The following is a 24,554-nucleotide window of genomic DNA, read 5'->3' on the forward strand; positions in this document are numbered from 1 at the left end:
TGGTCAGGAAAAACCCGAAACTGGCAACCCGCCGGACCCGTCTGGCTCAACCCAGAACGCGAAACCAGCGTCCCTGAAATCAGAGACGCCGCATGAAATCAGCGGACAACTTCTTTGACAAACACCGCCCCCTGTCACCGCGAACTGTGGTAGCCGCTCTGGCCTTGGCTGGGCTGGACGGGCCTGTACCGGACTATTCCACCCTGTGCCGCAGGCAAAAGACCCTTGCTGTTCAGATCCCCTATCGGCGTGCCGATGGTCCGCTCAACCTGCTCAATTCCCTCTCGGCGGCAAAGCCGCCTGCCGGGCAGCGGACAGCACCGGGATCAAGTTCCCCGGCGATAGCGAATGGCAGGCTCGCAAGCATGGGCCGCAGGGGCGCCGCCAGTGGCGCAAGGTGCATCTGGCCATGGACATGGCCACATCCGACATCCGCGCCGTGGAATTCATCCCCAGCCGCGACGGCGACAGCCCCCGTGCTTCCCGACCTGCTTGGCCAGATCCCCGAGAACGAGCAGATCGGCACCGTGACCGCCGACGGGGCCTACGATACACGCCGCTGCCACACCGCCATCATCGAGCGCGACGCCGTCCCGATCATTCCGATCCGCAAAAACGGGCGTCCGTGGAAGGAAGACTGTCCGGCGGCATGCGTTCGAAACGAAACCCTGCGGGCGACCCGGTACTATGGCAGGGCGTTCTGGAAGCGCTGGACGGGATACCACGCCCGCAGCCGGATCGAGGCGAAGATGCGCTGCCTCAAGGCATTCGGCGAACGTATGGCAGCAAGAGACCCCGACCGATAGACCGCCGAAATCCACATCCACATCCGCATCGCTCTCATCAACCGCTTCTACGCTCTCGGCACCGCCGAGATCGTTCGCGTAGCGTGACGTCAGTGGGGAAAGGGGATGTCACGCCCCAGGCGTGAGTTCTGCAACAATGCCCCCATTAGCTGTCAAACGATTGTCAATGTTTGCATCTTTTCGGCTTCGAGATCGCCTTTCGGCTGCTGAGCCTCCCCCCATGAAGTGGTCCGCCCCTATGAAGAGCAGACCGTCCGGAGTCCCAAAGGCCATCTTATACGCGCTGCCATCAGAATATGCGGCATTCAGGACATCGCTGTTGTGCAAAACATATCCCAAAGGTCGTGCTGCCAATCGCCGCTGGGGGTTACTGTGTTGATCATGTATCTTTTTAGACCAGTATCGACATAAGCTGGTTCTCCACATTTGACGCGAACCGGGTGTTCCCCAGTGTCTTCGTAGAGGACCGCGCCGTGCGCATCTGTTTCAACCAATCTGATGGCTGCTTCAAAGTCGAAGTCTCCCTCGCTGTCGGCCTGGTACTGGGTCACGCTCAATCGAACCTTGGTGGCGTCCGGGAAAGTGGCAATGTGGAAGATGATCTGTTGGCCCGCACTTGGGGTGGCAACAAGAAGAAGGCCAAACACTATTGGAAGGATATACATATCCCCGCTCCGGTAGCGCTCGCCTCCTAGCAAGTTTAGCACAAATTGCTGCGGTACACGATTCATAAAATCGAAACGCAATGTGCTGCTCCTATCTGGTCCTCCATATGGTGCTCTATATGTCCTAACAAAGACGTCTCCATTCCAAGTCTACACGTGGAAACGGACTCGCAGATCAAGCAGCCATCTGAAAGGTGGGGTCAAAGCACTGGATACGCAGCACTTCTGATCCATCCGGAAAGACGTGACTGATGATAATCTGTTCAACCGGCCGTCGGGAACACAAAAAGCAGCTGCGTGTAGTCCTGCAGTCGGAAACCGCGCGAATTTATCACTTGCGAAAATGAAACTGGCGTAACTATGGGAGGCCCAGAAAAGGGATTTGCCTGACAGCAGCGGAGGCAGAATAGCGAATGTTTGATCGTCACCCCGATCTGCCGCCGTTGAGAATTACAATACAGATACCGAATTGTTTGGGGACACGTTGAGGTGCTGGCCCCTAAAGGGGATGCCATCAAGCAGTGCCAGATGGCATCCAGAAAGGTATATTGAGGATCAGTTGTCCTGCGGCTGGTTCATCATGCCATCGCCGGGCTGATTGCTTTTGGATTGCTGGCCGCTACGGTCCATGCCGGATCCTTCCATCATCTGCTTCATACGTGCGGTCTGGGCTGAGATCTCTTCTTCAGTCACCGTGCCATTGCCGTCCGCGTCGAGATGTTGAAAGCGGTCCACCATTTGTTCGCGGATCATAGCGCTGTGGAAAGTTTCGAACTCATCGATCGAAAGCGTGCCATTGCTGTCTGCATCGTATTCCTTCAGAGCGGTTTGAAGCTTTTCCGCCAACAGACCAGGTTTGCCCATGCCTAACATCTGGCGGTCCATCATGGCACTGCCCATGCCGTGCCGCGCGTGCATCTGCATCATCATGCCATGCATGCGCTTCATATTGGGCATCATACCGCGGCCCATCATCTGTGAATCTGCACTATGTTGCATCATGCCCGATGCACTGGCGCTAGATTTGCCGCCATGACCATGGCTGGCCTCTGCCAGTGCTGCACCTGCCATTGTGCCGGATACCGCGAGAGTAAGCGCAAGAAGTTTCAAGTTCGTCATGTCCAGACCTTTCCCAGGGTGTTTGGCTGCAGCCAATCTGGGGTGTCAGGGAAGGCCTTGCCAGAGCACAGGGCCTCGGGAATTGTATCGCTCTGTCACAACTAGAGCAGCTGATACATTCCGCGACAAAACTCTGCAAAATCGCTTGCGGCAATGACGTATAGTTGGTTCAAATGAATGAAATGCCTCATATTCTCGTCGTTGACGATCACCGTGAAATCCGGGCGGCGGTAACACGCTACCTGGAACAGAACGGCATGCGCGCAACTGCAGCGCAAGACGCGGCAGAGATGGATGCGAAACTGGCAACCGGGCATTTCGATCTGATCGTTTTGGACGTGATGATGCCGGGGGAGGACGGATTGTCGGTCTGCCGGAGATTGTCCGGCGAAGGCGGCCCCCCAATCCTGATGCTGACGGCCCTTGGGCAGGAAACGGACCGGATTGTCGGCCTGGAGATCGGTGCCGACGACTATTTGTCCAAGCCTTTCAACCCGCGCGAGCTCTTGGCGCGCATTAAAGCGATCTTGCGCCGATCCGGCCGCTCCGAACCGCTGGCAGGCCGCTTAGCCGGCAAAAAGGTTCGGTTTGCCCAGTGGGTACTGGACAGCGACCGTCGTGTTCTCATTGACGGCCGCGGGCAGGAAACTGTCCTGACCGGTGCCGATTTCAAGCTGCTGACGGTTTTACTGGAGCGTGCCCGCCTGGTTCTGAGCCGGGATCAGCTTATGGATTTGACTGCGGGCCGGCGGGCGCCGCCGCTGGACCGGACGATAGATAACCAGATCAGCCGCTTGCGCCGCAAGATTGAGCAGGACCCCATGCAGCCGCGCCTGATCATCACGGTGCGCAACGGCGGCTATAGCTTGGCGGCAGATGTGGAGGTGATGGACGGATGAGGCGGGTCCTCAATAGTCTGCGCGGCCAGCTGGTGTTGCTGGTGATCCTGGCGCTGGCGGCCGCTCAGGCGGTCAGTCTTTGGCTCTTTGTCGACGAGCGCAGTTTGGCTGTACGCGCGGCGCTCGGAGCGGAAACCGCCGGGCGCGCCGCCAATGTGGCCCGGCTGATCGAGGAAGCGCCTGCGAGTTTGCATGCTTCGATTCTGCGGGCGGCGAATTCGCCGCTGGTACGGTTCGGCATCGCCCCGGAGCCCGAAGTCAGACATACATCGCATAACGGTAACGGGATTGTCGAAGAGCGCGTGCGCGCACTGCTGGACGGAAATTTCAGCCGCGAGATCCGGGTTGAGCTGCATGAGGTCGATGGCGCGGAACTGCCGCTGCCGCATCTCGATCAGGAAATGGCCGTCATGCACCGGGAAATGATGCGCGGCCACATGTCGGCGATTGAATTGAATCTGTCCATCGCTTTGTCCGGCGGCCAATGGCTGAATGTTGGCACCCGGTTCGAACGGCCCCCGCTGCAATGGCCGGTTTATTCGACACTGACTTTTGCACTCAGTGCCGGGTTCATTCTAGTTGTTGTGTTCTGGTTTCTGATGAGCCGGCTAACTGGACCGCTGCGCAGGCTTTCGGTTGCTGCTGACCGGTTGGGCAGGGGAGAAGACGTGGCCGCACTGCCTGCAGTTGGGCCGCGCGAAGTGCAGGATCTGACCGGTGCGTTCAACCGGATGCAAGAGCGGCTGACACGTTTCGTTGCAGATCGCACCCGGCTGCTGGCGGCGTTGGGCCACGACCTTCGCTCGCCTTTGACAGCTATGCGGGTCAGGGCGGAATTTGTCGATGAGGAGGAAACCCGGGACAGCCTCATTTCCTCGATAGAGGAAATGCAGAGCATGGTAGACACGGTATTGGCTTTTGCCCGCGGGGTGGCAGTATCCGAGCCGTTAGAGATGTGTGAACTGGGTGAATTCCTGAAACAGCTGCGTGCTGATATGCTTGATCGCTTCGATTTACACCCAGGGACAGCGATAGAAGTCGGATTGCGGCCGAATACGATCCGGCGAGCCTTGCGCAATGTGATCGAGAACGCTCTGCGCTATGGCGGCTGGGCGCGGGTTGGATATGGCCATGACGGGAAAAACGCGTTGATCACGGTGGCGGACTCCGGCCCAGGTATCCCTGAGGAAGATTTGGAGCGGGTTTTTGATCCTTTTCTGCGGCTGGAAGCGTCGCGGTCGCTGGAAACCGGCGGCTATGGGCTTGGCTTATCCATCGCCCGTACAATTGCACGCGCCCATGGCGGCGACATCACCCTGACCAACCGCCCGGACGGCGGGTTGCTGGCTACGCTCGCAATCCCTCTCGCGGGCGATGAAACCGAATTAGAAACTTGAACCGGAGACCGAGATGAAACGACAGGTTACAACGCTGGCAATTGCGCTTCTGCCCTTAACTTCTGCTGTCGCTTGGGCCGGAACTTCGGGTGATTGGGATCGAGGGTATGGCCACATGATGTGGGCCGGCGGGTTCGGTATGCTCGGCGCCCTGATGATGCTGCTGTTCTGGGGAGCGTTTATTGCTCTCATCGTAGTGGCGGTCCGGTGGCTGACTGACAAGCGTAGCGCAGGCCCGGACGCCTCCAGCGACGCGCTGCAGGTGCTGCGCAGCAGGTTTGCCCAAGGTGAAATTGACGAAGAGGAATTCAGGCGCCGCAAGGCCGCACTCGACGAATGACCTTTCATGTTCGTGGCTCGACGGCACCAGTCAGGGACTGAGCGGGAAATCACAGCCTTTGTGAATATGGCAGGCAAACAGCAGACAGATGTGCTGATTATCGAAGACGCAAGGCCAGTGTTGGACTCTGGCGAAATCACAAAGGGCGATACGGAACAGGGGTAACAACAAGAAGGAAGAGATATGCAGAGACGGGAATTCATTGCTGGAGCAGGGGTGTTGACCGTGCTGGGCTCGCGGGGCAGCGCACATACGCCAACGCTTCCGGTCTACGATATGCCCGAAGAGCTTTTACCGCGCGAGGTGCGCATCCAGAACGACCTTACGCCTTACGAAGTGCATGTGGATCCTGGACAGTTCGCGCTGTACTGGACGCTGCCTGAGGGCCGCGCGATCCGTTATGCGGTGGGGATTGGCCGGCCTGGTCTGTATGAGGCAGGTGAATTCTATGTCGGTGCGAAAAAGGTGTGGCCCAGCTGGACGCCGACCCCGGATATGATACAGCGCGAACCGCACCGCTATGCCAGGTTTGCCGATGGTATGCCCGGTGGCCTCGGCAATCCTCTTGGCGCGCGTGCGCTTTATCTGTTCCAGCCGGGGCACGGCGATACGTTTCTGCGTATCCACGGCACCAATGAACCGGATACTATTGGACGGCGCGTGTCGAATGGTTGTGCCAGGCTGGTGAACGATCAGATGATCGATCTTTACGATAGGGTGCCGTTTGGCACCCGGGTTGTGCTTCACCCGGTGATGGACAAGCCAGCCTGAGTTGGCGCTCAGGACCTGCTGTTTGCTGAAGAAGTAGAAGTTCTCGGACACTGGTATCAAGACCGAATTGCTGAAAAGTATGTCCCGAATTTTTCCCACTCTGGGCGTGCCCAGCTTCGGTCAGGATGCGGTGTGGGCATTCGGGAAACCAATAATAGTCATAAGGGCGTCTGGGGCCACCGTGTGAAACACGCAGTCACGCCAGGGATACCTTCGGATACAATAATGATGATGAGCCGGCATTGACCTTCCCGTGCTGGAAGGTGGCAATTCAAAGCTAAACAGAGAACCGTTTTGGAGGCAGGAATGGCAAGCAGTCGCTGCTTGACCTTTAGCAAAACGCTCGGGCGGCATGAGCAATTGCTGGAGGCCGGTGCGGCATTCCGGATTACTTTGGCACCAGCATTTGGCGCCGCGCAGGAGAGTGCTGCTGTGCCGGATCCCGAAATTCATGAATGCCGTGATCAGCCTTCGGCCAAAGCACCCGAGTGGTCTGGTCATTGCGGCTATCAGAACATCAGTGGGCCGCACCTTGCGGTTTGCCTGCTTGAAAGGAAACAAGAATGTTCTCAAGACGAGGGTTTCTGACAGCAGCGGGCGCCGCTGGCGTACTGGCGGAACTGCCGGTCCGTGGGGATGCCCTGGTACCGGACCTGATGGAACTGCACGCCACCGTCAAGACGGTGCAGCTATTACCGCCGGATTACCCGACAACCCGGATCTGGAGTTACGGCGGCGGCACGCCGGGGCCGGAAATCAGGGTGGCCCAAGGCAGCCGAGTGCAGCGGCGCTTTGTCAATGGTCTGCCGCAGGCAAGCTCGGTCCATTGGCACGGCATCCGTACTGCGAATTCGATGGATGGGGTGGCCGGGCTGACCCAGGCCCCGGTACCGCCGGGTGAAAGCTTCGACTACGATTTCTTCGTTCGGGATGCAGGCACCTTTTGGTATCACGCGCACAACCGCTCGGCCGAGCAGGTGGCGCGCGGGCTGCACGGCCCGCTCATCATCGACGAAAAGACGCTGCCGGACGTTGACCGGGATGTTGTGCTGGTGCTCGATGATTGGCTGCTGGAGCCGGAGGGCGGGCAGCTTTATCCGGAATTCGAATCGCGCCACGACCGGTCACATGCCGGCCGGTTGGGCAACTTCATATCGACCAACGGACAGTCAGCTTGGACCCAGGCTGCAAAGCGGCACGAACGGCTTCGGCTTCGGCTGATCAATGCCTCCAGCGCCAGGATCTTTGCGCTGGCGCTGGTCAACTTCGAGGGGTGGGTGATGGCGCTGGACGGGATGCCGCTGCCAGCCCCCAAGGCTGTTACGGAAGATTTGCTGCTCGGCCCCGGCCAGCGGGCTGACCTTATTGTTGATGTTTCAGCGGGAGACGGCGAAGAGGCGTTTCTCGCGCGGATCGAGGACAACCGGGGCTATGCGCAGGCGACCTTCCCGGTACGCGGGGTGTCCAGCACCTCCCGGCGTGGCCCCCCGGAGCCGTTTCCGCCGAACCCGGCGATGGAGGTGACGGGGCTGGATGCCGCGAAGCAGCTGCGGCTCGATATGGCCGGCGGGGCAATGGGGTCGCTGCGCAGTGCCGTGCTCGACGGGCAGCAAGCCGGCTTCCGGCAGATGGCGGAGGCCAACCAATTCTGGGCCTTCAACGGTACTGTTGGCATGACGCAGACTCCGCTGGCCTCAGTGGCACAGGGCGAGACTGTCCGGGTCTCAGTGTCCAACGACACAGCATTCCCGCACGCTATGCATCTGCACGGGATGCATTTCCGCACCGTCCATGCCGATGGTTCGCTGGGCCACCTGCGCGACACGCTTCTCAGCTTTGCCGGCGAGAGCCACGAGATCGCTTTTGTTGCCGATAACCCTGGCGACTGGGCCTTCCACTGTCACATGCTTTCACATGCGGCTTCTGGCATGATGACCTGGATCCGGGTGCAGGCATGACGCGGGCGGCCATCAGCGCGACGGTTGTTCTGGCTGTCGCCGGGTTGGGGGCTGCGTGGATTATGCTGCCGGCTGACCCGACTGCTCCGGCTGCGGATGCAGAAGCTGTGCCTATTTCGCAGGGAAAGGTGCTCTATGCGGAGTATTGCGCATCTTGCCACGGGGCAAATCTGGAGGGCCAGCCCAACTGGCGCAGCCCGGGAGAGGATGGCCGCCTGCCGGCGCCTCCACATGATGATGCAGGCCACACCTGGCACCACTCCGACCGTATGCTGTTCGAGTATACCAAATTGGGCGGGCAGGCCGCGTTAGCAAATAGCGGGGTCGACCTGGATAGCGGTATGCCCGGCTTTGGCAGCCTACTAAGTGATGCGCAAATTCGCGGTATCCTGAATTTCATAAAATCATTTTGGCCCGAGCGCGCGCAGCGGTACCAAGCTGACAGAACAGAAGAAGCGGCCCAGCAAGAAGGAAGAAACCAATGATCCTCCCTAAACGTGCAATGCTGGCACTTTGCCTTGCCGTTCTGCCATTGCCCGGCCTGGCCAAAGAATTGACTGAGGCTGAGATCAAGCAGCTGGTCTATGAGGCGATCCTGGAGCGGCCTGAAATCATCATGCAGGCAGTCGAAAAGCTGCAGCGTGAACAGGAAGCCGCCAGCGCAGGAGCTGCGCAGACGGTTCTTGAAAATAACCGCGACACGCTGGAGCGTGATCCCAACGCTCCGGTTCTGGGCAATCCGGAAGGGGATGTCACGGTGGTCGAGTTCTTCGATTACAATTGCCCCTATTGCCGCCGTGCGATGGCTACGGTGCAGGGGCTGCTCAAAGACGATGCCAATGTCCGGCTGGTCTACCGCGAGTGGCCCATCCTGGGCGACGGGTCTGTCTTTGCAGCACGTGCCGCGCTGGCTTCGCGCAAACAAGGAAAATACGAGGAGTTTCATTGGGCGCTGATGGGAATGCAGGGCAGGGCCACGGAGGCTTCGGTCATCCGTATCGCGCGTGAAACCGGGCTGGACGTGGAACGGCTGCGTCGGGATATGGACGCACCGGAGGTTGAGGAACATATTGCCACTTCCATGGCGCTGTCGCGCAAGTTGGGCTTCAACGGCACGCCATCTTTCGTGATTGGCGACAATTTGGTTCCCGGTTTTGTCGAGCAACCGCAACTTTACGAATTGGTAAACCAGGCACGCGAAGCTGCGAAGTGATACCAATTTCTCTATTGCGGTCAACAGCAATCAGGGCCGGTGCAATTCTGTTTGGAAAGCTCCCACTTTTTGTATCCAACTGTCGCAATGCGCTCCATTACGACTGAGCGATACACTTGCCCATCCGGGCAAGGTGGATCAGTCAAGCCTGAATGCCCTAGTGTGTGGGAAATGGCGATAAATCGACAAAAGCAGCCAACTATTTCGGCAAGGAAGGCACATGCTGCGCACAGGAACATTTCCGGAAATCCGTCGCCGCAACAGGGCGGTACTAGCAGTTGTGGCCGTTGCTCTGTTGCTGGTGCTTGTTTTTTGGACGGCTGGTGCTTTGCCGCCTGCAATGACGCGTGCAAACATAGCAGCCTGGGTCAATGCGGCTGGCTTCTGGGGGCCGCTTGTGATCGTCGGGCTCATGACCACGGCGATCGTTGCCAGCCCTTTGCCCTCAGCCCCTGTAGCGGTGGCAGCCGGGGCTGCCTACGGGCACGTGCTGGGCACCGGTCTTGTTGCACTGGGGGCCGAGTTGGGCGCAGTCATTGCTTTTCTGATTGCCCGGCGGTTGGGGCGCTCGGCTATCCAGCGCTATCTGGGCACTAAGCTTGAGACAGGCCTCTTGGGATCGCAGAATGCACTGATGCTGACCGTGTTTGGCAGCCGTCTGTTGCCCTTCGTTTCATTCGACCTGATCAGCTATGCAGCGGGGCTGACAGCATTGCGGTTCTGGCGCTTCGCGCTCGCAACCGCGGCTGGCATTTTGCCGGCGAGTTTCATCCTTGCGCATCTTGGCAGTGAGCTGGCTGATCCGGATGGGTCCAGTGCCATCTGGGCGGTTCTGGGGCTGGGGCTGCTGACCGGAATTCCTATTCTTTGGGCAGTTTGGAAGCGGGAACAAGTCGGTTGAGGCAAATCAAGGCCACCAAGCGAATAACATGTAGAATTGAGTAGCTATTTGGAGAACCAGATCGTGGGAGTTGCAGGGATAACGTATAGGAGAATAGGACTGCGGCGGCTTCGCCCGGCGCTGCGCCTGACTCTGGTCCTGCTGCTGTCTGCAATTCTGGTGGTGTCTGCAGGGGCGGAGCGAGCGGTAGGCACAGAGCTGTCAGTATTCGGCCAAAACCGCGTTCTGCTGCTAGCTGCGGATTATGGGCCGCATGAGAATGTTCAGCACGTTCAGAGCCCTCATAGCGTGCCTGCACCGATGGGCGACTGCGGGCAGCATGCCATGTGTCACGCTTTGGCTCTGTTCCCAGTATTCCTGATGCCTGAGTGGAAGCCGGCAGTGTCGGTTGCCGCGCCCGATATCTGGCTGTTCCGGGCCGGATTAGCCCGTTCGCCGACTCCGCACCCTCCGAATTTTTCCTGAACTATCCATCCGGTCCAGTTGAGCTTCCAGCCAAACGGTCCGGTTAGCATGCAGTGTGTGTTGTTCAGGAGTTCGAGAAATGTTTGCCATATTGTATTTCGCGATTGCAGCTCTGCTGATCTTTGCAGTGTTGCGGCTAGGGGGCGGCCCCTGCGTAACTGGCCATGTTTCTGACATCGGCCCCGAAAAGGTGATGGCGCCCCCGCGCATCCCTGTCGTCAAGCTGGGCTGGGCGCTGAGCATTTTCCTGGCCGTGACTTATGTGCTGTGTGTCGGCTTCGACCTGATCTTTCCACAGTATGCGATGTACCGCGCTTGGATTGCGCTGATGCCTGGCATGACCTGGCTCAGTGCAACTTCCTTCTTGATCGGGTTGGCAGAGGCATTTGCCTATGGCTGGTTCGTGGCGCTGGTATTTGGCCCTCTTTTCAATGTGTTCGCCGCGCGTGGATGAGGAACATCAGATAACCTTGCTGCCCCAAAGGGTTCGAAGCTTCAGTAGAGGAGGCGGGCAATGAGAAAGTTCCAGAAATCAGCCCTGCGCTTCCTTGGTGCTGCTGGGACCGTCACCGGATCCCGCTACCTCGTTGAATGGCGTTATCGCCGGATCCTGATTGATTGCGGGCTGTTTCAAGGATTCAAGCAGCTCCGTTTACGCAACCGGAAGTCTTTTCCGGTCCGGCCGCGATCTATCGAGACTGTTCTCCTGACACACGCACATCTCGATCATTCCGGCTATATCCCTGCGCTGGTTAAGGCAGGGTTCGCTGGCAAGGTCATTTGCACCCAATCGACTGCTGAATTGTGCGGCCTGATCCTGCCCGATAGCGGACATCTGCAGGAGGAAGAGGCGTCCTTTGCCCGGCGCAAGAAGTTCTCGGTCCATGCCCGCCCGGAGCCCCTATATACGCGAAAGGATGCGCAGGAGACGTTGCTCAGGCTGGATCTGGTGCCGTTTGACACGCCGATCGATCTGGGCGACGGGATCACGGCCTCTTTCATCCCGGCAGGGCACTTGCTGGGCGCGGCGCAAATCCGGTTACGCCTCGGTAACATGTCCCTGCATTTCAGCGGTGATCTCGGTCGTCAAAGCGATCCGCTGATGCGCCCTCCGGTACCGTTTGCGGGTGCGGACGTCCTCGTGTGTGAATCCACTTATGGCAACCGCCAGCATGAGCCTGTCGATGCCGAAGCGCAGCTCGCCCGCATTATCCGCCGGGTTATCGGGCGGGGCGGCACAATCCTCATTCCGGCCTTCGCGGTAGGGCGGGCGCAGGGGCTCATGTATCACATCGCACGGCTTCGCAAACGCGGCGAGATTCCCGATGTGCCGGTCTTCCTGAACAGCCCGATGGCAACGAGTGCGACGGAGATCTATCACCGACATCACGCCGAGCATCACGTCAGCAGGGCCGATTGCACGGCAATGTTTGAACTCGCCAGACGAGTGCGCTCGGTCGAGGAATCCAAGCAGCTTAACACCATGCCTTTCCCTAAAATCATTGTCTCGGCCAGCGGCATGCTAACCGGGGGACGTATCCTGCATCACGTTCGTTCATATGGAGGGGACCGCCGAAACGCGATCCTGTTGTCGGGGTTTCAGGCCGGCGGGACGCGCGGCGCTGAGCTTGCCGCCGGGGCGGATCATTTGCGCATGTTTGGCCGTGACGTCCCGATCAAGGCTGAAGTGATCACTCTGGGCAGCCTGTCCGGCCATGCCGATGCCGGCGAGATTCTTGATTGGCTGAGCGCAGCGGCGGCACCTCCCGAGATGACCTATGTAACCCACGGTGAGCCAGAGGCGGCCGACACGCTGCGTTTTCGCATCAAGCATAAGCTGGGCTGGAAAGCGAGGGTGCCAGAGCATCTGGAAACCATCCGTCTGGAGACGCCGAGATGACGCGCGATAGACATTGCCTTCCGCTGTTACAGGCAGAAATCGACACCTACAGCCAGCCTGTCGTCTTCATGCATCAGGACTGCCACGTTTGCCGCGCCGAAGGATTTCGTGCGCTAACCCGGGTGCGGATCGACTGCGGCGGCCGGTCGGTGATCGCATCGCTGAACGTTGTCACCGGGGCTGGATGGCTGGGGCCGGAAGCGGCAGCGCTGTCCGGCGCGGCCTGGTCTGCATTGCGGCCTGGGCCGGGCGATATGGGCCAGTTCTCCCACCCCGAACTGCCAGAGGCGGCATCGCTAGTCCGAGCCAAGGTCTATGGTGAGCGGCTGGGCCAGGCGCAATTCGCCACGATCATTGAAGACGCGATGGCGCACCGATTGTCCGATTTGGACCTGGCTGCCTTTGTGACCGCCTGTGCAGGAGAGCAGCTGAATACCTGCGAAACCATCGCTTTGACCCGCGCCATGCAGGCGGCTGGCAGGACATTGGATTGGATCGGAGGGCCAGTTCTGGACAAGCATTGCGTTGGCGGGTTGCCCGGTAACCGTACTACACCGATCGTTGTGGCAATCGCCGCGGCGGCGGGGCTCGTAATCCCCAAGACGTCCAGCCGTGCGATTACTTCGCCCGCGGGTACCGCTGACACAATGGAAGTGATGGCACCGGTGGCGCTCGACATCGCTGCCATGCGACGGGTGGTCGAAGCGCAGGGCGGCTGCGTCGTTTGGGGCGGTGCCTTGGGGCTTAGCCCGGCCGACGACATACTGATCCGCATCGAGCGGCCGCTCGACTTTGACAGCGACGGGCAATTGGTGGCCAGCATCCTATCCAAAAAGGCAGCGGCTGGATCGGACCGGGTGGTGATCGACATCCCAGTGGGACCCACCGCCAAAGTGCGTTCGGCGAAAGCGGCTGAAGCCCTGTCGGCGCGGCTGCGCACCACAGCCCGGGCGATTGGATTGGACCTGGCGATCTTTGTCAGCGACGGCAGCCAGCCAGTCGGACGCGGGATCGGCCCGGCACTGGAGGCAATGGATGTGCTGAAGGTGCTGCGCCGCACACCGGATGCGCCGGATGATCTGAGAGAACGTGCGCTGGCGCTGGCTGGGCTCCTGTTGGAAATGAGCGGAAAAACTGCAGGCGCCGGGCGGGCTAGGGCTTTGCTCGACAGCGGCGCAGCGGAACAGCGGTTTATGGCGATTTGCGCGGCTCAGGGCGGGTTTACCGAGCCGGTTGCGGCCCCGCACCGGCTACCGATGGCAGCCTCTCGCAACGGAGTGATCACAGCGATCGACAACCGCCGCATTGCCCGCGTTGCCAAGCTGGCTGGCGCCCCACAGCAGGCCCGCGCCGGCGTATTGCTTGCCGCGCGGCCCGGCACTCTGGTCCAGCGCGGACACCCCCTGTTCGAAATCTGGGCCGAGACGCCGGGCGAATTGGCTTATGCCCGCGATTTTGCCAACGCCCAGGAAGAGATTTTCCGCATTGAGGAGCCAAAATGAGACCCGTTCTGATTCCATTTCCCAACATGCGTCCGCTGGCGGATCAACTGGCGGCGCTGATGGGGGCTGAAGTGGCGCCACTGGATTGGCGCCGGTTTCCGGATGGCGAGAGCCTGATAACCCTGAATGGGGACCTCGAAGGCCGCGAGGCGGCGATCCTGTGTGCCTTGTGCGATCCGGACCGGCACGCGCTGCCGCTGCGCTTCGCCGCAGATACGGCGCGCGAGATGGGCGCGGTCCATGCCGGTCTGATTGCACCCTATCTGGGGTATATGCGCCAGGATCGGAGATTCCACTCTGGCGAGGCGGTCAGCGCCAGGTTATTCGCCCGGTTCCTCGCGGAAAGCTTTGACTGGCTTGTTACGGTGGATCCGCATCTTCACCGGATTCAGGCTCTTAACGAGCTGTTTGCCATACCCGCCCACCGGGTTTCAGTTGCGCCACTGCTGGCGAAGTGGATTGCGGAGACTGTTGAGAGCCCGGTGCTGGTAGGCCCTGACAGCGAAAGCCGGCAATGGGTCGCTGAGGTCGCGTCGCTGGCCGAATGTCCATACGAAGTTTTGCACAAGGTGCGTTCCGGCGACCGAAGCGTTGAGGTTAGCCAATCCGAATACCAGTGGGGATTTTCCGGCACGCCAGTTCTGGTCGATGACATTGCGTCCTCGGGGAGAACATTGGTGCGGGCAATCGAACGGCTGTCCGAGTCCGGGACAAAGCCGCCCGTGTGCGCGGTAATCCATGCAGTATTTGCCGGGCAAGCCCACGCCGAGATTCTGGCCGCTGGGGCAAGCCAAATCGTGACTACCGATACGATCCCGCACGAAAGCAATGCTATCGGCATCGCCCCACTTCTTGCCGAGTCAGCAAATCATACGCTGGCTGCGTTGCCTTCCAGTAGCTGGACGGATTGCGTCGGCGGCATTCCCCAATCGAAAGGGCTCTGACATGAACGAACTTCCCAACAAGACTGGCTCCGACCTCGCGGACGTGGAGCTTTTTGTTTGCCCGATGCATCCACAGATTCGGAGCGCCGAAGCCGAAGACTGCCCGATTTGCGGTATGCATCTTGTCGCGAAGGCCGGCCAAAAAGCGGCCGGTCATGCGGATCACCATGGGCGCGCAGCTTTCGCGCACGGGGAGGCTGCCCCGAGCGCGGGTCATGACATGGTGCCCGTTGGCTGGGCCGGCCCTGTGTATACTTGCCCCATGCATCCGGAAGTGCGGAAAACCGAACCGGGGGCGTGCCCGCTTTGCGGGATGGGGCTGGAGCGAGAGGCCGGTTCTGCAGCGGAGGAGGGCCCCAACCCCGAACTCGTCGAGTTCACCCAGCGGTTCTGGGCCGGCGCAATACTAACCGTTCCATTGCTGGTACTAACCATGGGGCCCTATGCCGGCCTGGCAGGTGTCCGGGGCATCTTCGGGGAACGCAATACACTGTGGATTGAACTGCTGCTTGGCACGCCGGTTGTGTGGTGGAGCGGCTGGCCGTTTCTTCTTCGCGGCTGGAACTCGTTCCGCACCATGAACCTCAATATGTTCAGCTTGATCAGCATGGGTGTGGCAGCGGCCTGGCTATTCAGCGTTGCGGCAGTACTCGCACCGGGAATGTTCCCTGACGGCTTCCGCAACGCCGAAGGGCATGTCGGGGTTTATTTCGAGGCCGCGGCGGTGATTGTCACGCTTGTTCTGCTGGGGCAGATGATGGAATTGCGGGCCCGGGAAGGTACCGGGCGGGCAATACGCGCGCTGCTGGATATGGCTCCGAAGACCGCACGCGTGATCCGAGACGGCGGCCGGGAAAAAGAGATCCCCCTTGACGAGGTGCAGGTGGGAGACCGGCTGAGGGTGCGACCGGGGAACAAGGTGCCGGTGGATGGCATGGTTTTGGAGGGACGATCCTCGGTCGACGAAAGCATGATTTCGGGAGAGCCGGTCCCGGTTGAGAAGGTCGAGGGTTCCGGCGTTACCGGTGCGACAATCAATGGCACCGGATCATTGGTGATCGAAGCCACGAGAGTCGGGGCCGACACGATGCTATCCCAGATCGTCGATATGGTGGCTAAGGCCCAGAAAAGCCGCGCACCAATTCAGAAATATGCCGACAAGGTTGCAGGCTGGTTTGTGCCGGCCGTGATTGCTGTTGCGGTTCTGGCTTTCGCCGGATGGGCAATCTGGGGCCCGGCTCCTGCGCTGAGCTATGGGCTGGTCGCGGCAGTTGCCGTGCTGATTATCGCCTGTCCCTGCGCGCTTGGCTTGGCAACGCCGATGTCGATCATGACCGCGACTGGCCGGGGGGCACAGGCCGGCGTGCTGATCAAGAACGCCGAGGCGCTCGAGCGGTTCGAAAAGGTGGACACGCTGATCGTCGACAAGACCGGCACCCTGACCGAGGGCAAGCCGCGGCTGATCGCGGTTCTGCCCGAGCCGGGCCATGACGAAGTGGAAGTGCTGCGGCTGGCGGCAACGCTGGAGAAAGGCTCGGAACATCCTTTGGCCGAGGCCATTGTGACCGGAGCGCTGGAACGGGGTATCGACCTTGGTGAGACCACGGAATTCGATGCTGTCACCGGGAAGGGAGTGAAGGGGCGTGTGGACGGTCATGCTGTGGCGCTTGGCAACCTGCGCCTGGTGGCGGACTTGGGGCTGAAGGCTGCCGGTCTGGGAGCCATAGCCGATGCCCGCCGGGACCAGGGTGAAACCGTAATGTTCGTGGTGCTGGATGGTGCTGTGGCCGGCTTGGTAGCCGTTGCCGATCCGGTGAAGGAAACGACCCCTGCCGCGCTGAAGGCGCTGCATGATCTGGGCTTCCGCATTATCATGGCTACCGGCGACAATGAACGCACGGCACGCGCCGTGGCCGGGAAGCTGGGCATAGACGAGATCCGTGCCGATGTGCTGCCGCAGGACAAAGCCCGCATCATCCGCGAGTTGCAGGAACAGGGCCGCAGCGTTGCCATGGCCGGAGACGGCGTGAATGACGCGCCCGCGCTGGCGCAGGCGGATGTCGGTATTGCCATGGGCACAGGCGCCGATGTGGCCATCGAAAGTGCAGGTTTCACTCTGGTCAAAGGCAACCTGGACGGTATCGTGCGGGCCCGCCGCTTGGCGCGCGCGACCATGCGCAACATCCGGCAGAACCTGTTCTTTGCGTTGATCTACAATGCCTCCGGGGTGCCGGTCGCGGCTGGAGTACTGTTTCCGTTCTTCGGCATTCTGATCAGTCCGATGTTTGCCGCTTTTGCAATGAGCGCGTCGTCAGTTTCCGTGGTGCTCAATTCGCTGCGCCTGCGAGGGGTTCAGATATGACGGGCATAGGCGGATCCTCTCTGAAAAACCGGCGCCCGCGGAGGCTTTGGTGCTGCACCACGCGGAGCTGGCACATGCCGGATTGGCAGAGTCCACAGCACACATCACAGAAATCAAGCAATCAATCCTTTGGAGGGTGCGATGAGCGAGGGCAGTGAAAGACACACCCAGGCCGCAGACTATAAGCCCGGCTCGATTTCCCTGACCGGGGCAGTCGCTATGGGCACGGGGGTGATGATTGGAGCCGGTATCTTTGCGCTTACCGGACAGATTGCAGGACTGGCCGGGCCTTGGTTTCCCCTGTCATTTGCTGCAGGTGCGCTGGCCACGATGTTCAGCGCCTACAGCTATATCGCAATGTCAAATGCGTGGCCCTCTTCTGGGGGAATCGCGATGATCCTGACCAAAGCCTATGGACCGGGCACGGTGGCAGCTGCAGCCTCGGTTCTCATGGCACTGTCGATGGTGATCAATGAAAGCCTGGTGGCCCGCACTTTTGCAGCCTATGCGCTTCGGCCGTTTGGAATTGAGGGAGGCCCGCTGGTGCCGCTAATTGGTGTGGCACTGATCATCTTCGCCTATGTGGTGAACATCTCCGGCAACCGCTCGGTCGGGCGCTGGTCGATTATCATGTCCGCTGTAAAAATTGCGGGGATTGCGCTGTTTGGCGTCGCCGCGCTCTGGGCCAGCGGCGGTGAATGGCAGGTTAGGGGCGGCAATTCAGAGACTGGGCTGTTGGGCTTCGCCGCCTCGGTGGCTCTGTCGATCCTGGCGTTCAAGGGGTTCACCACGATTACCAACAGTGGCGCAGAAATCACCGACCCGCACCGCAATGTCGGCAGGACCATCCTGATCTCCATCGCCATTTGCGCCGTAGTATATCTGCTAGTGGCCTTGGCTGTCGGAGCCAGCCTCAGCACGGAACAGATCCGCGCGGCGCAGGATTATGCCCTTGCCGAGGCCGCGGGTCCGGTGCTCGGGAAGGTCGGATTCTACCTGACCGTGACGCTGGCGATGGTGGCAACTGCATCGGGCCTGATTGCGAGCATATTCGCCGTTTCCCGCATGCTGACCATGCTGACTGATATGAAGATGATCCCGCACAGCCATTTCGGCATGTCCGGATCCATCCGCTCCCATTTGCTGATCTATACCGTGTTTTTAGCCGGTGCGCTTACCGTTCTGTTCGATTTGGCACGCATCGCGTCGCTGGGGGCGTTCTTCTATCTGGTCATGGATATGGCGGTGCATTGGGGGGTCTGGCGGAACTTGCGGCACCGGATTCAAGTACGCGGCTGGGTTCTGCTGGCGGCATTGGCTCTGGATGCGATGGTCTTGGCGGCATTTTCGGCGATGAAGTTGCTAACGGATCCAATGATCGTGCTGATCGCCATGGTGGTGATCGCCTCGGTTCTGGCGGCCGAGCGATTGTTTCTTGCCCAGGGCGGGCAGGGGGACGGGGCAGTTCGCGTACATGGCCAGCATCGGCAACTGTCTGAAGAGAGAGAGGAAAGGAGCCTGAAATGAGTAACGAAACTGAACAGGATAGCACCGTTCAAGACACTCGGACGCAGTCGACCTGGCGTAAATGGGGGCCGTTGACTGGTGCGCTTGTCTTTGCCGCCCTTGTATTGGGGTGGGAATACCGTGAATTCGTACTGCCGCTGATATTGTCGCCGGCCTCGCTTTTGTTTGCCTGCTTGGCAATGCACTTTTTGATGCACCGGGGGCATGGTGGCCACGCCGGGCGACGCCGTGCCGAAAGGCGTGAAGATGATAGAGACAGCGAGGACAGATCAGGCGGCCCATCGTGACTGCTATTTCAGAGTTCCGTATCGGCCATGTATTGGGCAGTGCGCTTCTGCTTACCACAGCGGCTGAGCTGGTATATCTGCTCGTCTGGGGCTTCTGGCTGTTTCCGGAGGGCAGCTGGGTGGGCAAGATTATTTGGACGCTCACTTGTGCTGTTGCGATGGGAATGGCGATCAGCGTCGGGATTCTGATGTGGGCCGAGCCCGCGCGCAGCAGCTTCACAGCATGGTGGCGCACGGCGGCCATTGTAGCGGTGGTTGGCAGCTATTGCGCTTTCTTGTGCAGAGCGATTGATGCCCGGTTTAACTATTTTGGCGGATCCGACCACCGGATTCTTTTCCTCGCATCTGGCTTGCTTCCTGCCTTCTTGGGCGGCTGGCTTTTGGGCTGGTGGCTGTATTGCTGTGAGACCGCCACAAAGGCTCGATCAGAAACGGAGTAAACCCATACCGGTATCAAGACCCTAATAGTAAAGGAGAGGACCATGAAGGTTCGCAATTTTGCAGTTCTGCTCTATGCCGCGGTGGCGGTGGCACCTTCCGCATTAGCGGGGAACGATAACAAACCCGCTTTAGAACCGTCGTCCATGTTGGCGAATGGCCTGATGATGCCCGAGATGAATGCAGCACGGGGGCGGGAACTCTTTGCCACAAAGGGGTGTGTTGTGTGCCACTCCGTCAATGGGGTTGGTGGCACTGATGCTCCGGCGCTGGATGCCGATACCATGAAGGAGAAAATGAACCCCTTTGAATTTGCCGCCCGCATGTGGCGCGGCGCTCCAGCGATGATCACGCTGCAGGAGGAGGAGCTTGGTGGCCAGATCGAGCTCACGGGCCAGGAGTTGGCCGATATTATAGCCTTTGTACATCATGCCGGGGAACAGAAGCATTTTTCGCAAGATGCCATACCCAAACATGTGATGAGCATGATGCATCACCAAGGCGAAGCCGATCACCATGCAGAAGGGGCCGATGATGATCACTAACGCAGTTGGGCGAGGCAGCTGCAGGTTGTCCCGCGGCCATTTTTTGGGAAGGGAGATCGACGATGATACAGACCAATGCCCATCCAGAGGAAGCCGGACCTGAGACTCGGCGCGATTTCCTTTACTACGCGACAGGAGGAACCGCTGCCGTGGCAACCGGGGCCGCCATCTGGCCACTGATTGACAGCATGAACCCCAGCGCCGACGTATCGGCGCTGTCGGTTGCTCAGGTTGATCTTGAAGGAGTTGAGCCAGGTAGCCGGATCACATTGAAATGGAAAGGCAAACCCGTTTTCATCGATCACCGGACCGAAGCGCGGATTGCTCAGGCCCGGGCCGACGACGCGGCGGGGCTGATCGATCCGGTGCTGGATGCTGACCGGGTACAAAAAGCCGAGTGGCTGATTGTGGTCGGCGTGTGTACCCACTTGGGCTGTATTCCCCTAGGCCAGGGAAGTGGTGATCCGACCGGCGAATACGGGGGATGGTTTTGCCCCTGCCACGGGTCGCACTATGATACCTCCGGCCGTATCCGCAAGGGCCCGGCCCCGCGTAACCTGGATGTGCCACCTTACGAATTTGTTACCGGCACGCTTGTGAAGATTGGCTAATGGTCAAGAGGGCATAACGGCCTTCCAGGCGGCTGGGAAGCGCTAGCTTCCGCAGAAGTATTCCACGGGCTGCAGAGGCAGCGGGGAAGACCTTGCCACTGGCGCAAAAATGGCATCCCCTAAGACCTGACCGATATCTGGAAGCTGCCGGTGCAGCCTTGGCCTAGCCGACAGCTAATTCCGTAGAGGCAGGCGGGCGGTTGTATTCTCTAGCAAGAGTTTAGATGTGCCATTAGCAGCGCCCTTGAACGGTTTCAGCAAACTTCGGATGCGTAGCCTTCCGCATTGAGCGCTGCCTGGATATTTTCTAGCGAGGCTTTGCTTCCGATCCTGACTTTTCGTGCTTCCATGTCAAACTCGAATACCGCGCTGCTGTCCAGGGCGGTGACCGCTTTCTCAATCGCCGCTTTGCAATGGCCGCAACTCATGTCGTTGACTTTAAATGTGATCATTCCGGGTTCTCCATTATTTCACGCCAGTTGCTACCGGTTTCCCGCGCGGGAATGTCAAGCGGGCATTGCACCATCAATCACTGGATCAGTTTTTTGCAGAACAGCAGGGCAATGGCTATTGACCTTCCAGTCACTGGAATCCCCATGTAGCTGGAAACAACCCATTTTGGTGATGTCATGACACAAAACGAAACGGTCTGGTTCCAGGTTGAAGGCATGAGCTGCGCGTCCTGCGTAGGACGGGTGGAACGTGCGCTGCACGCCGTTCCCGAAATCACCGTTGCCACGGTTAATCTGGCAAACGAGACCGTGCAGGTCAGCCACGACGGGTCGCTCTCTCCTGCAGACCTGGCCGCGGTTTTGAACGAGGCCGGATATCCCGCCGTGACCGACGAAGCCACACTGGCAATCCAAAGCATGACTTGCGCATCCTGCGTTGGCCGCGTGGAGCGGGCGCTAAAGGCGGGAGCGGGAATATTAGACGCTGCCGTCAACCTGGCTACTGAAACCGCGACGGTCCGGTTTGCAGCCGGTGTCACATCACCCGCCGAAATTGCAGCACTGGCTACGGCGGCCGGGTATCCGGCGCAGCCGAAATCGAGCGCACGGAACAGCGCGGAGGACCGCAAGGCAGAAGAAATCCAGCATCTGGCCCGGCGGACGCTCGTTGCAGCCGTTCTTGCCCTGCCAGTGTTCCTGATCGAGATGGGCAGCCATGTGATTCCGGGCATGCACGAATTCATTTCAGGCGTGATCGGAATGAAGACCAGCTATTTCCTTCAATTCCTGCTGACCACGATCGTCCTGTTCGGGCCGGGCTTGCAATTCTACACCAAGGGCTTTCCGGCTCTCTTCAAGGGCGCGCCTGACATGAACTCGCTTGTCGCGCTTGGCACATCTGCGGCTTACGGGTTTTCGCTGGTTTCAACCTTCGCGCCCTCAGTGCTGCCTTTGGGGACGGCCAATGTCTATTACGAGGCCGCCGCAGTGATTGTCGTTCTGATCCTGTTGGGCCGCCTGCTGGAAGCACGTGCCAAGGGCCGCACGGGCGAGGCGATCCACAAACTTGTCGGGCTGCAGGCGAAAACCGCGCGGGTCGAGCGCGGAGGCGAAGTGGCGGAGCGCGCGGTCGAGGACATCGTGGTGGGCGATATCGTTCACGTGCGGCCGGGCGAAAAGATAGCTGTGGATGGTGTGGTTCTGAGCGGCTCCTCTTATGTCGATGAAAGCATGATCACAGGTGAGCCCGTTCCAGTGCAGAAATCCGAAGGCTCGGAAGTGGTGGGTGCCACCGTGAACGGCACCGGCGCCTTGACTTTCCAGGCGGCGAAGGTGGGCAGCGACACGATGCTGGCGCAGATCATCCGGATGGTCGAGCAGGCGCAGGGAGCGAAGCTCCCGATCCAGGGGTTGGTGGACCGGATTACCGCCTGGTTCGTGCCTGCCGTGATGGCGGTTGCGGTGCTGACGATTGCGGCCTGGTTTCTGTTCGGCCCCGAGCCTGCACTCAGCCTCGCTCTGGTCGCAGGGGTGGCGGTACTGATTATTGCCTGCCCCTGTGCAATGGGCCTTGCGACACCGACCTCGATCATGGTCGGGACCGGCCGGGCTGCCGAAATGGGAGTGCTGTTCCGCAAAGGGGATGCGCTGCAGCTATTGCAGGAAAGCACCGTGGTTGCGCTCGACAAGACCGGTACGCTGACCGCTGGCCGGCCGGAGTTGACCGACTTGATCCTGGCCGGTGGCCAGACCGAAGACGAGGTGCTGCGGCTGGTGGCCGCTGCAGAGGAACGTTCGGAGCATCCAATTGCCAAGGCTATTGTTGCGGCGGCGGAAGTGCGGGGGATCAAACTGCCGGAAGCAGACAGCTTTGACTCGATCACCGGCTTTGGCATTCAGGCATCGGTCGGAGGTCGTCAGGTGCTGATCGGCGCGGACCGGTTTATGGAACGCGAGGGTGTGGATCTTGGGGCGCTGGCCGGGCAAAGCGATGCGCTGGCCAGCAAGGGCAAGACACCGCTCTATGCTGCTGTTGACGGACGGATTGCCGCCGTGATTGCCGTGGCCGATCCGGTCAAGCCGACAACGCCCGGTGTTATTGAAGCGCTGCACCGGCTGGGACTCAAAGTTGCCATGATCACCGGAGACAATGCAGTGACGGCTCAAGCAATCGCCGGCGATCTCGGGATTGACCATGTGGTTGCCGAAGTGCTGCCCGAGGGCAAGGTTGCTGCGCTTGACAACCTGCGTGCGGATGGCGGCAAGCTGGCCTTTGTCGGAGACGGTATCAATGATGCACCGGCCCTTGCCGCTGCGGACGTAGGTATTGCTATCGGTACTGGAACCGATGTGGCCATTGAGACTGCCGATGTCGTGCTGATGTCTGGTGACCTCAACGGAGTTGTCAACGCCTTTGAAGTTAGCCAGCGTACCATGCGCAACATCCGGGAAAACCTATTCTGGGCGTTCGGCTACAATACTCTGCTGATCCCGGTTGCCGCGGGCGTGCTTTATCCGCTGGGTGGACCATTGTTGTCACCAGTGCTTGCGGCAGGCGCTATGGCGCTGTCCAGCGTATTTGTTCTGACCAATGCGCTGCGCCTTCGCTGGATCAGGCCAGCGGCAGGAAAGCACCAGGCGACCATCAGAGGGCCGGAAGCCGCGTTGCAATCCGCGCCAGTTGAATAGGGCTGACCATCGGGAACCAGCTTGAAACCAAACCGGTTTTAGCCAAGATGGCATGACGTTTCGGGCAGTGTGCTGAGGCATGCACAGTCTCATGAAACTGACGGGTAATTTCGCTTAACCGTTGATTCTCCATTGTTTCCAGTTGCAGCTGCGCCTCCTGCGCGGGAAGGTTTGCGGGACGCATTGCATGCCTCGGCGGAATTCTGCGCAAAACCCGGAATTTCTATAAGGGCACGCAAATTTGTGCAGGAGATGCATCATTCCTGTCTTGACGCACGCCGTTCCTGCCTTGAGAAATGTCCCTATGGCGTGTTTGGCACATATTCTCCGGCTGATCAGGGTTGCGGCTGCATTTGCAGTGATCCTTGCGCTGGGATTGTCGTTGCCTTCCGCCGCGCATTCCCTCGCGGGCCATCACGGCAATGCAGCGATTTCGCATAATGGGGGCAGCGATGCCGATGCGGCCATCTCAAGCCCGGTGCTCGGCGCTTCCCATACCAACGCACACGATGGCCCGGCCGCTCCCTGGAATGTCGCTGACACCGGAAACTGCTGCGCAGGCGCCTGTATGGCAGTTGCGGTGCTTTCCCTGCAGCCGGATGCAGACTTTGTGCAGCAGCCTATCCGCTGGGTAATGGCTTCCGCCCAGCTTCCCTCTCAGGACCAGATCAAGGTCCTGCGCCCTCCAAAAACCTGAGAATCTGAACCGCATCAGCGGTCATTAGAGCTGTTCTGCGCTCAAGTGCAGAACTCCTACAGATCAT

The 24,554-nt window shown here is 59.8% G+C and carries 24 protein-coding genes and 1 pseudogene; 22 read left to right on the plus strand and 3 right to left on the minus strand.

The window, feature by feature from the left end:
- Positions 1 to 146 precede the first annotated feature (146 nt).
- Positions 147 to 893, plus strand: a pseudogene (locus tag A2I95_RS13830) (IS5 family transposase); the annotation flags it as partial.
- A 218-nt stretch (positions 894 to 1,111) separates the two neighbouring features.
- Here the strand turns inward: A2I95_RS13830 and A2I95_RS13835 are convergent.
- Complete coding sequence (locus A2I95_RS13835; protein ID WP_291730424.1) at positions 1,112 to 1,552, minus strand: hypothetical protein; 441 nt, start codon at positions 1,550 to 1,552, stop codon at positions 1,112 to 1,114.
- A gap of 474 nt (positions 1,553 to 2,026) precedes the next feature.
- Positions 2,027 to 2,590 (minus strand): EF-hand domain-containing protein, encoded by a 564-nt coding sequence (locus A2I95_RS13840; protein ID WP_291730425.1) that lies wholly within the window; start codon positions 2,588 to 2,590, stop codon positions 2,027 to 2,029.
- 173 nt (positions 2,591 to 2,763) lie between these two features.
- Between A2I95_RS13840 and A2I95_RS13845 the strand changes: the two genes are divergently transcribed.
- From A2I95_RS13845 to petA, 19 genes are all read left to right on the plus strand, one after another.
- Positions 2,764 to 3,489: a response regulator gene (locus tag A2I95_RS13845; RefSeq protein ID WP_291730426.1), complete on the plus strand. Its 726-nt coding sequence runs from the start codon at positions 2,764 to 2,766 to the stop codon at positions 3,487 to 3,489.
- Positions 3,486 to 4,886 carry an ATP-binding protein gene (locus A2I95_RS13850; RefSeq protein ID WP_291730427.1) on the plus strand — a complete coding sequence of 467 codons (1,401 nt, stop codon included), beginning with the start codon at positions 3,486 to 3,488 and terminating at the stop codon, positions 4,884 to 4,886. The genes A2I95_RS13845 and A2I95_RS13850 overlap by 4 nt, the downstream gene beginning before the upstream one ends.
- Before the next feature lie 13 nt (positions 4,887 to 4,899).
- The gene (locus A2I95_RS13855; RefSeq protein WP_291730429.1) at positions 4,900 to 5,226 is read left to right on the plus strand and encodes an SHOCT domain-containing protein; all 327 of its coding nucleotides are present in this window, start codon (positions 4,900 to 4,902) and stop codon (positions 5,224 to 5,226) included.
- A 183-nt stretch (positions 5,227 to 5,409) separates the two neighbouring features.
- Positions 5,410 to 5,997: a L,D-transpeptidase gene (locus tag A2I95_RS13860; RefSeq protein WP_291730430.1), complete on the plus strand. Its 588-nt coding sequence runs from the start codon at positions 5,410 to 5,412 to the stop codon at positions 5,995 to 5,997.
- Between the two features lie 306 nt (positions 5,998 to 6,303).
- Entirely contained in the window at positions 6,304 to 6,585 is a 282-nt protein-coding gene (locus A2I95_RS13865) for a hypothetical protein (RefSeq protein WP_291730431.1), read from the plus strand.
- Positions 6,561 to 7,955, plus strand: a complete 1,395-nt coding sequence (locus A2I95_RS13870) for a multicopper oxidase family protein (protein ID WP_291730432.1) — start codon at positions 6,561 to 6,563, stop codon at positions 7,953 to 7,955. The genes A2I95_RS13865 and A2I95_RS13870 overlap by 25 nt, the downstream gene beginning before the upstream one ends.
- Positions 7,956 to 8,017: 62 nt before the next feature.
- Positions 8,018 to 8,440, plus strand: a complete 423-nt coding sequence (locus A2I95_RS13875; RefSeq protein WP_291730534.1) for a cytochrome c — start codon at positions 8,018 to 8,020, stop codon at positions 8,438 to 8,440.
- Complete coding sequence (locus A2I95_RS13880) at positions 8,437 to 9,168, plus strand: DsbA family protein (protein WP_291730433.1); 732 nt, start codon at positions 8,437 to 8,439, stop codon at positions 9,166 to 9,168. Before A2I95_RS13875 ends, A2I95_RS13880 begins: the two co-directional genes overlap by 4 nt.
- 340 nt (positions 9,169 to 9,508) lie before the next feature.
- A complete protein-coding gene (locus A2I95_RS13885) occupies positions 9,509 to 10,069 on the plus strand; it encodes a VTT domain-containing protein (protein ID WP_291730434.1) in 561 nt (186 codons plus the stop codon).
- A gap of 544 nt (positions 10,070 to 10,613) precedes the next feature.
- Entirely contained in the window at positions 10,614 to 10,988 is a 375-nt protein-coding gene (locus A2I95_RS13890) for a DUF5676 family membrane protein (protein ID WP_291730435.1), read from the plus strand.
- A 60-nt stretch (positions 10,989 to 11,048) separates the two neighbouring features.
- Positions 11,049 to 12,434, plus strand: coding sequence for an MBL fold metallo-hydrolase (locus A2I95_RS13895; protein WP_291730436.1), 1,386 nt, complete (start codon positions 11,049 to 11,051; stop codon positions 12,432 to 12,434).
- Positions 12,431 to 13,936, plus strand: a complete 1,506-nt coding sequence (locus A2I95_RS13900) for a thymidine phosphorylase family protein (RefSeq protein WP_291730437.1) — start codon at positions 12,431 to 12,433, stop codon at positions 13,934 to 13,936. Before A2I95_RS13895 ends, A2I95_RS13900 begins: the two co-directional genes overlap by 4 nt.
- Complete coding sequence (locus A2I95_RS13905) at positions 13,933 to 14,880, plus strand: ribose-phosphate diphosphokinase (RefSeq protein WP_291730438.1); 948 nt, start codon at positions 13,933 to 13,935, stop codon at positions 14,878 to 14,880. The genes A2I95_RS13900 and A2I95_RS13905 overlap by 4 nt, the downstream gene beginning before the upstream one ends.
- Positions 14,881 to 14,944: 64 nt before the next feature.
- On the plus strand, positions 14,945 to 17,242 hold the full coding sequence (locus A2I95_RS13910) for a copper-translocating P-type ATPase (RefSeq protein ID WP_291730535.1): 2,298 nt from the start codon (positions 14,945 to 14,947) through the stop codon (positions 17,240 to 17,242).
- A gap of 141 nt (positions 17,243 to 17,383) precedes the next feature.
- Entirely contained in the window at positions 17,384 to 18,769 is a 1,386-nt protein-coding gene (locus tag A2I95_RS13915; RefSeq protein WP_291730439.1) for an APC family permease, read from the plus strand.
- The gene (locus tag A2I95_RS13920; protein ID WP_291730440.1) at positions 18,766 to 19,056 is read left to right on the plus strand and encodes a DUF2933 domain-containing protein; all 291 of its coding nucleotides are present in this window, start codon (positions 18,766 to 18,768) and stop codon (positions 19,054 to 19,056) included. Before A2I95_RS13915 ends, A2I95_RS13920 begins: the two co-directional genes overlap by 4 nt.
- Positions 19,053 to 19,496: a hypothetical protein gene (locus A2I95_RS13925; RefSeq protein ID WP_291730441.1), complete on the plus strand. Its 444-nt coding sequence runs from the start codon at positions 19,053 to 19,055 to the stop codon at positions 19,494 to 19,496. Before A2I95_RS13920 ends, A2I95_RS13925 begins: the two co-directional genes overlap by 4 nt.
- Positions 19,497 to 19,538: 42 nt before the next feature.
- Positions 19,539 to 20,039 (plus strand): c-type cytochrome, encoded by a 501-nt coding sequence (locus A2I95_RS13930; protein ID WP_291730442.1) that lies wholly within the window; start codon positions 19,539 to 19,541, stop codon positions 20,037 to 20,039.
- Between the two features lie 62 nt (positions 20,040 to 20,101).
- A complete protein-coding gene (gene petA / locus A2I95_RS13935; RefSeq protein ID WP_291730443.1) occupies positions 20,102 to 20,650 on the plus strand; it encodes a ubiquinol-cytochrome c reductase iron-sulfur subunit in 549 nt (182 codons plus the stop codon).
- Between the two features lie 254 nt (positions 20,651 to 20,904).
- On the opposite strand, the gene A2I95_RS13940 is transcribed toward petA, so the two are convergent.
- The gene (locus A2I95_RS13940) at positions 20,905 to 21,102 is read right to left on the minus strand and encodes a heavy-metal-associated domain-containing protein (protein ID WP_291730444.1); all 198 of its coding nucleotides are present in this window, start codon (positions 21,100 to 21,102) and stop codon (positions 20,905 to 20,907) included.
- A gap of 177 nt (positions 21,103 to 21,279) precedes the next feature.
- On the opposite strand from A2I95_RS13940, the gene A2I95_RS13945 reads away from it, so the two are divergent.
- Positions 21,280 to 23,790: a heavy metal translocating P-type ATPase gene (locus A2I95_RS13945; RefSeq protein ID WP_291730445.1), complete on the plus strand. Its 2,511-nt coding sequence runs from the start codon at positions 21,280 to 21,282 to the stop codon at positions 23,788 to 23,790.
- A 268-nt stretch (positions 23,791 to 24,058) separates the two neighbouring features.
- Positions 24,059 to 24,487, plus strand: a complete 429-nt coding sequence (locus tag A2I95_RS13950; RefSeq protein WP_291730446.1) for a hypothetical protein — start codon at positions 24,059 to 24,061, stop codon at positions 24,485 to 24,487.
- The last annotated feature ends 67 nt before the right edge of the window (positions 24,488 to 24,554 follow it).

The sequence above is a fragment of the Leisingera sp. F5 genome (assembly GCF_001593695.1).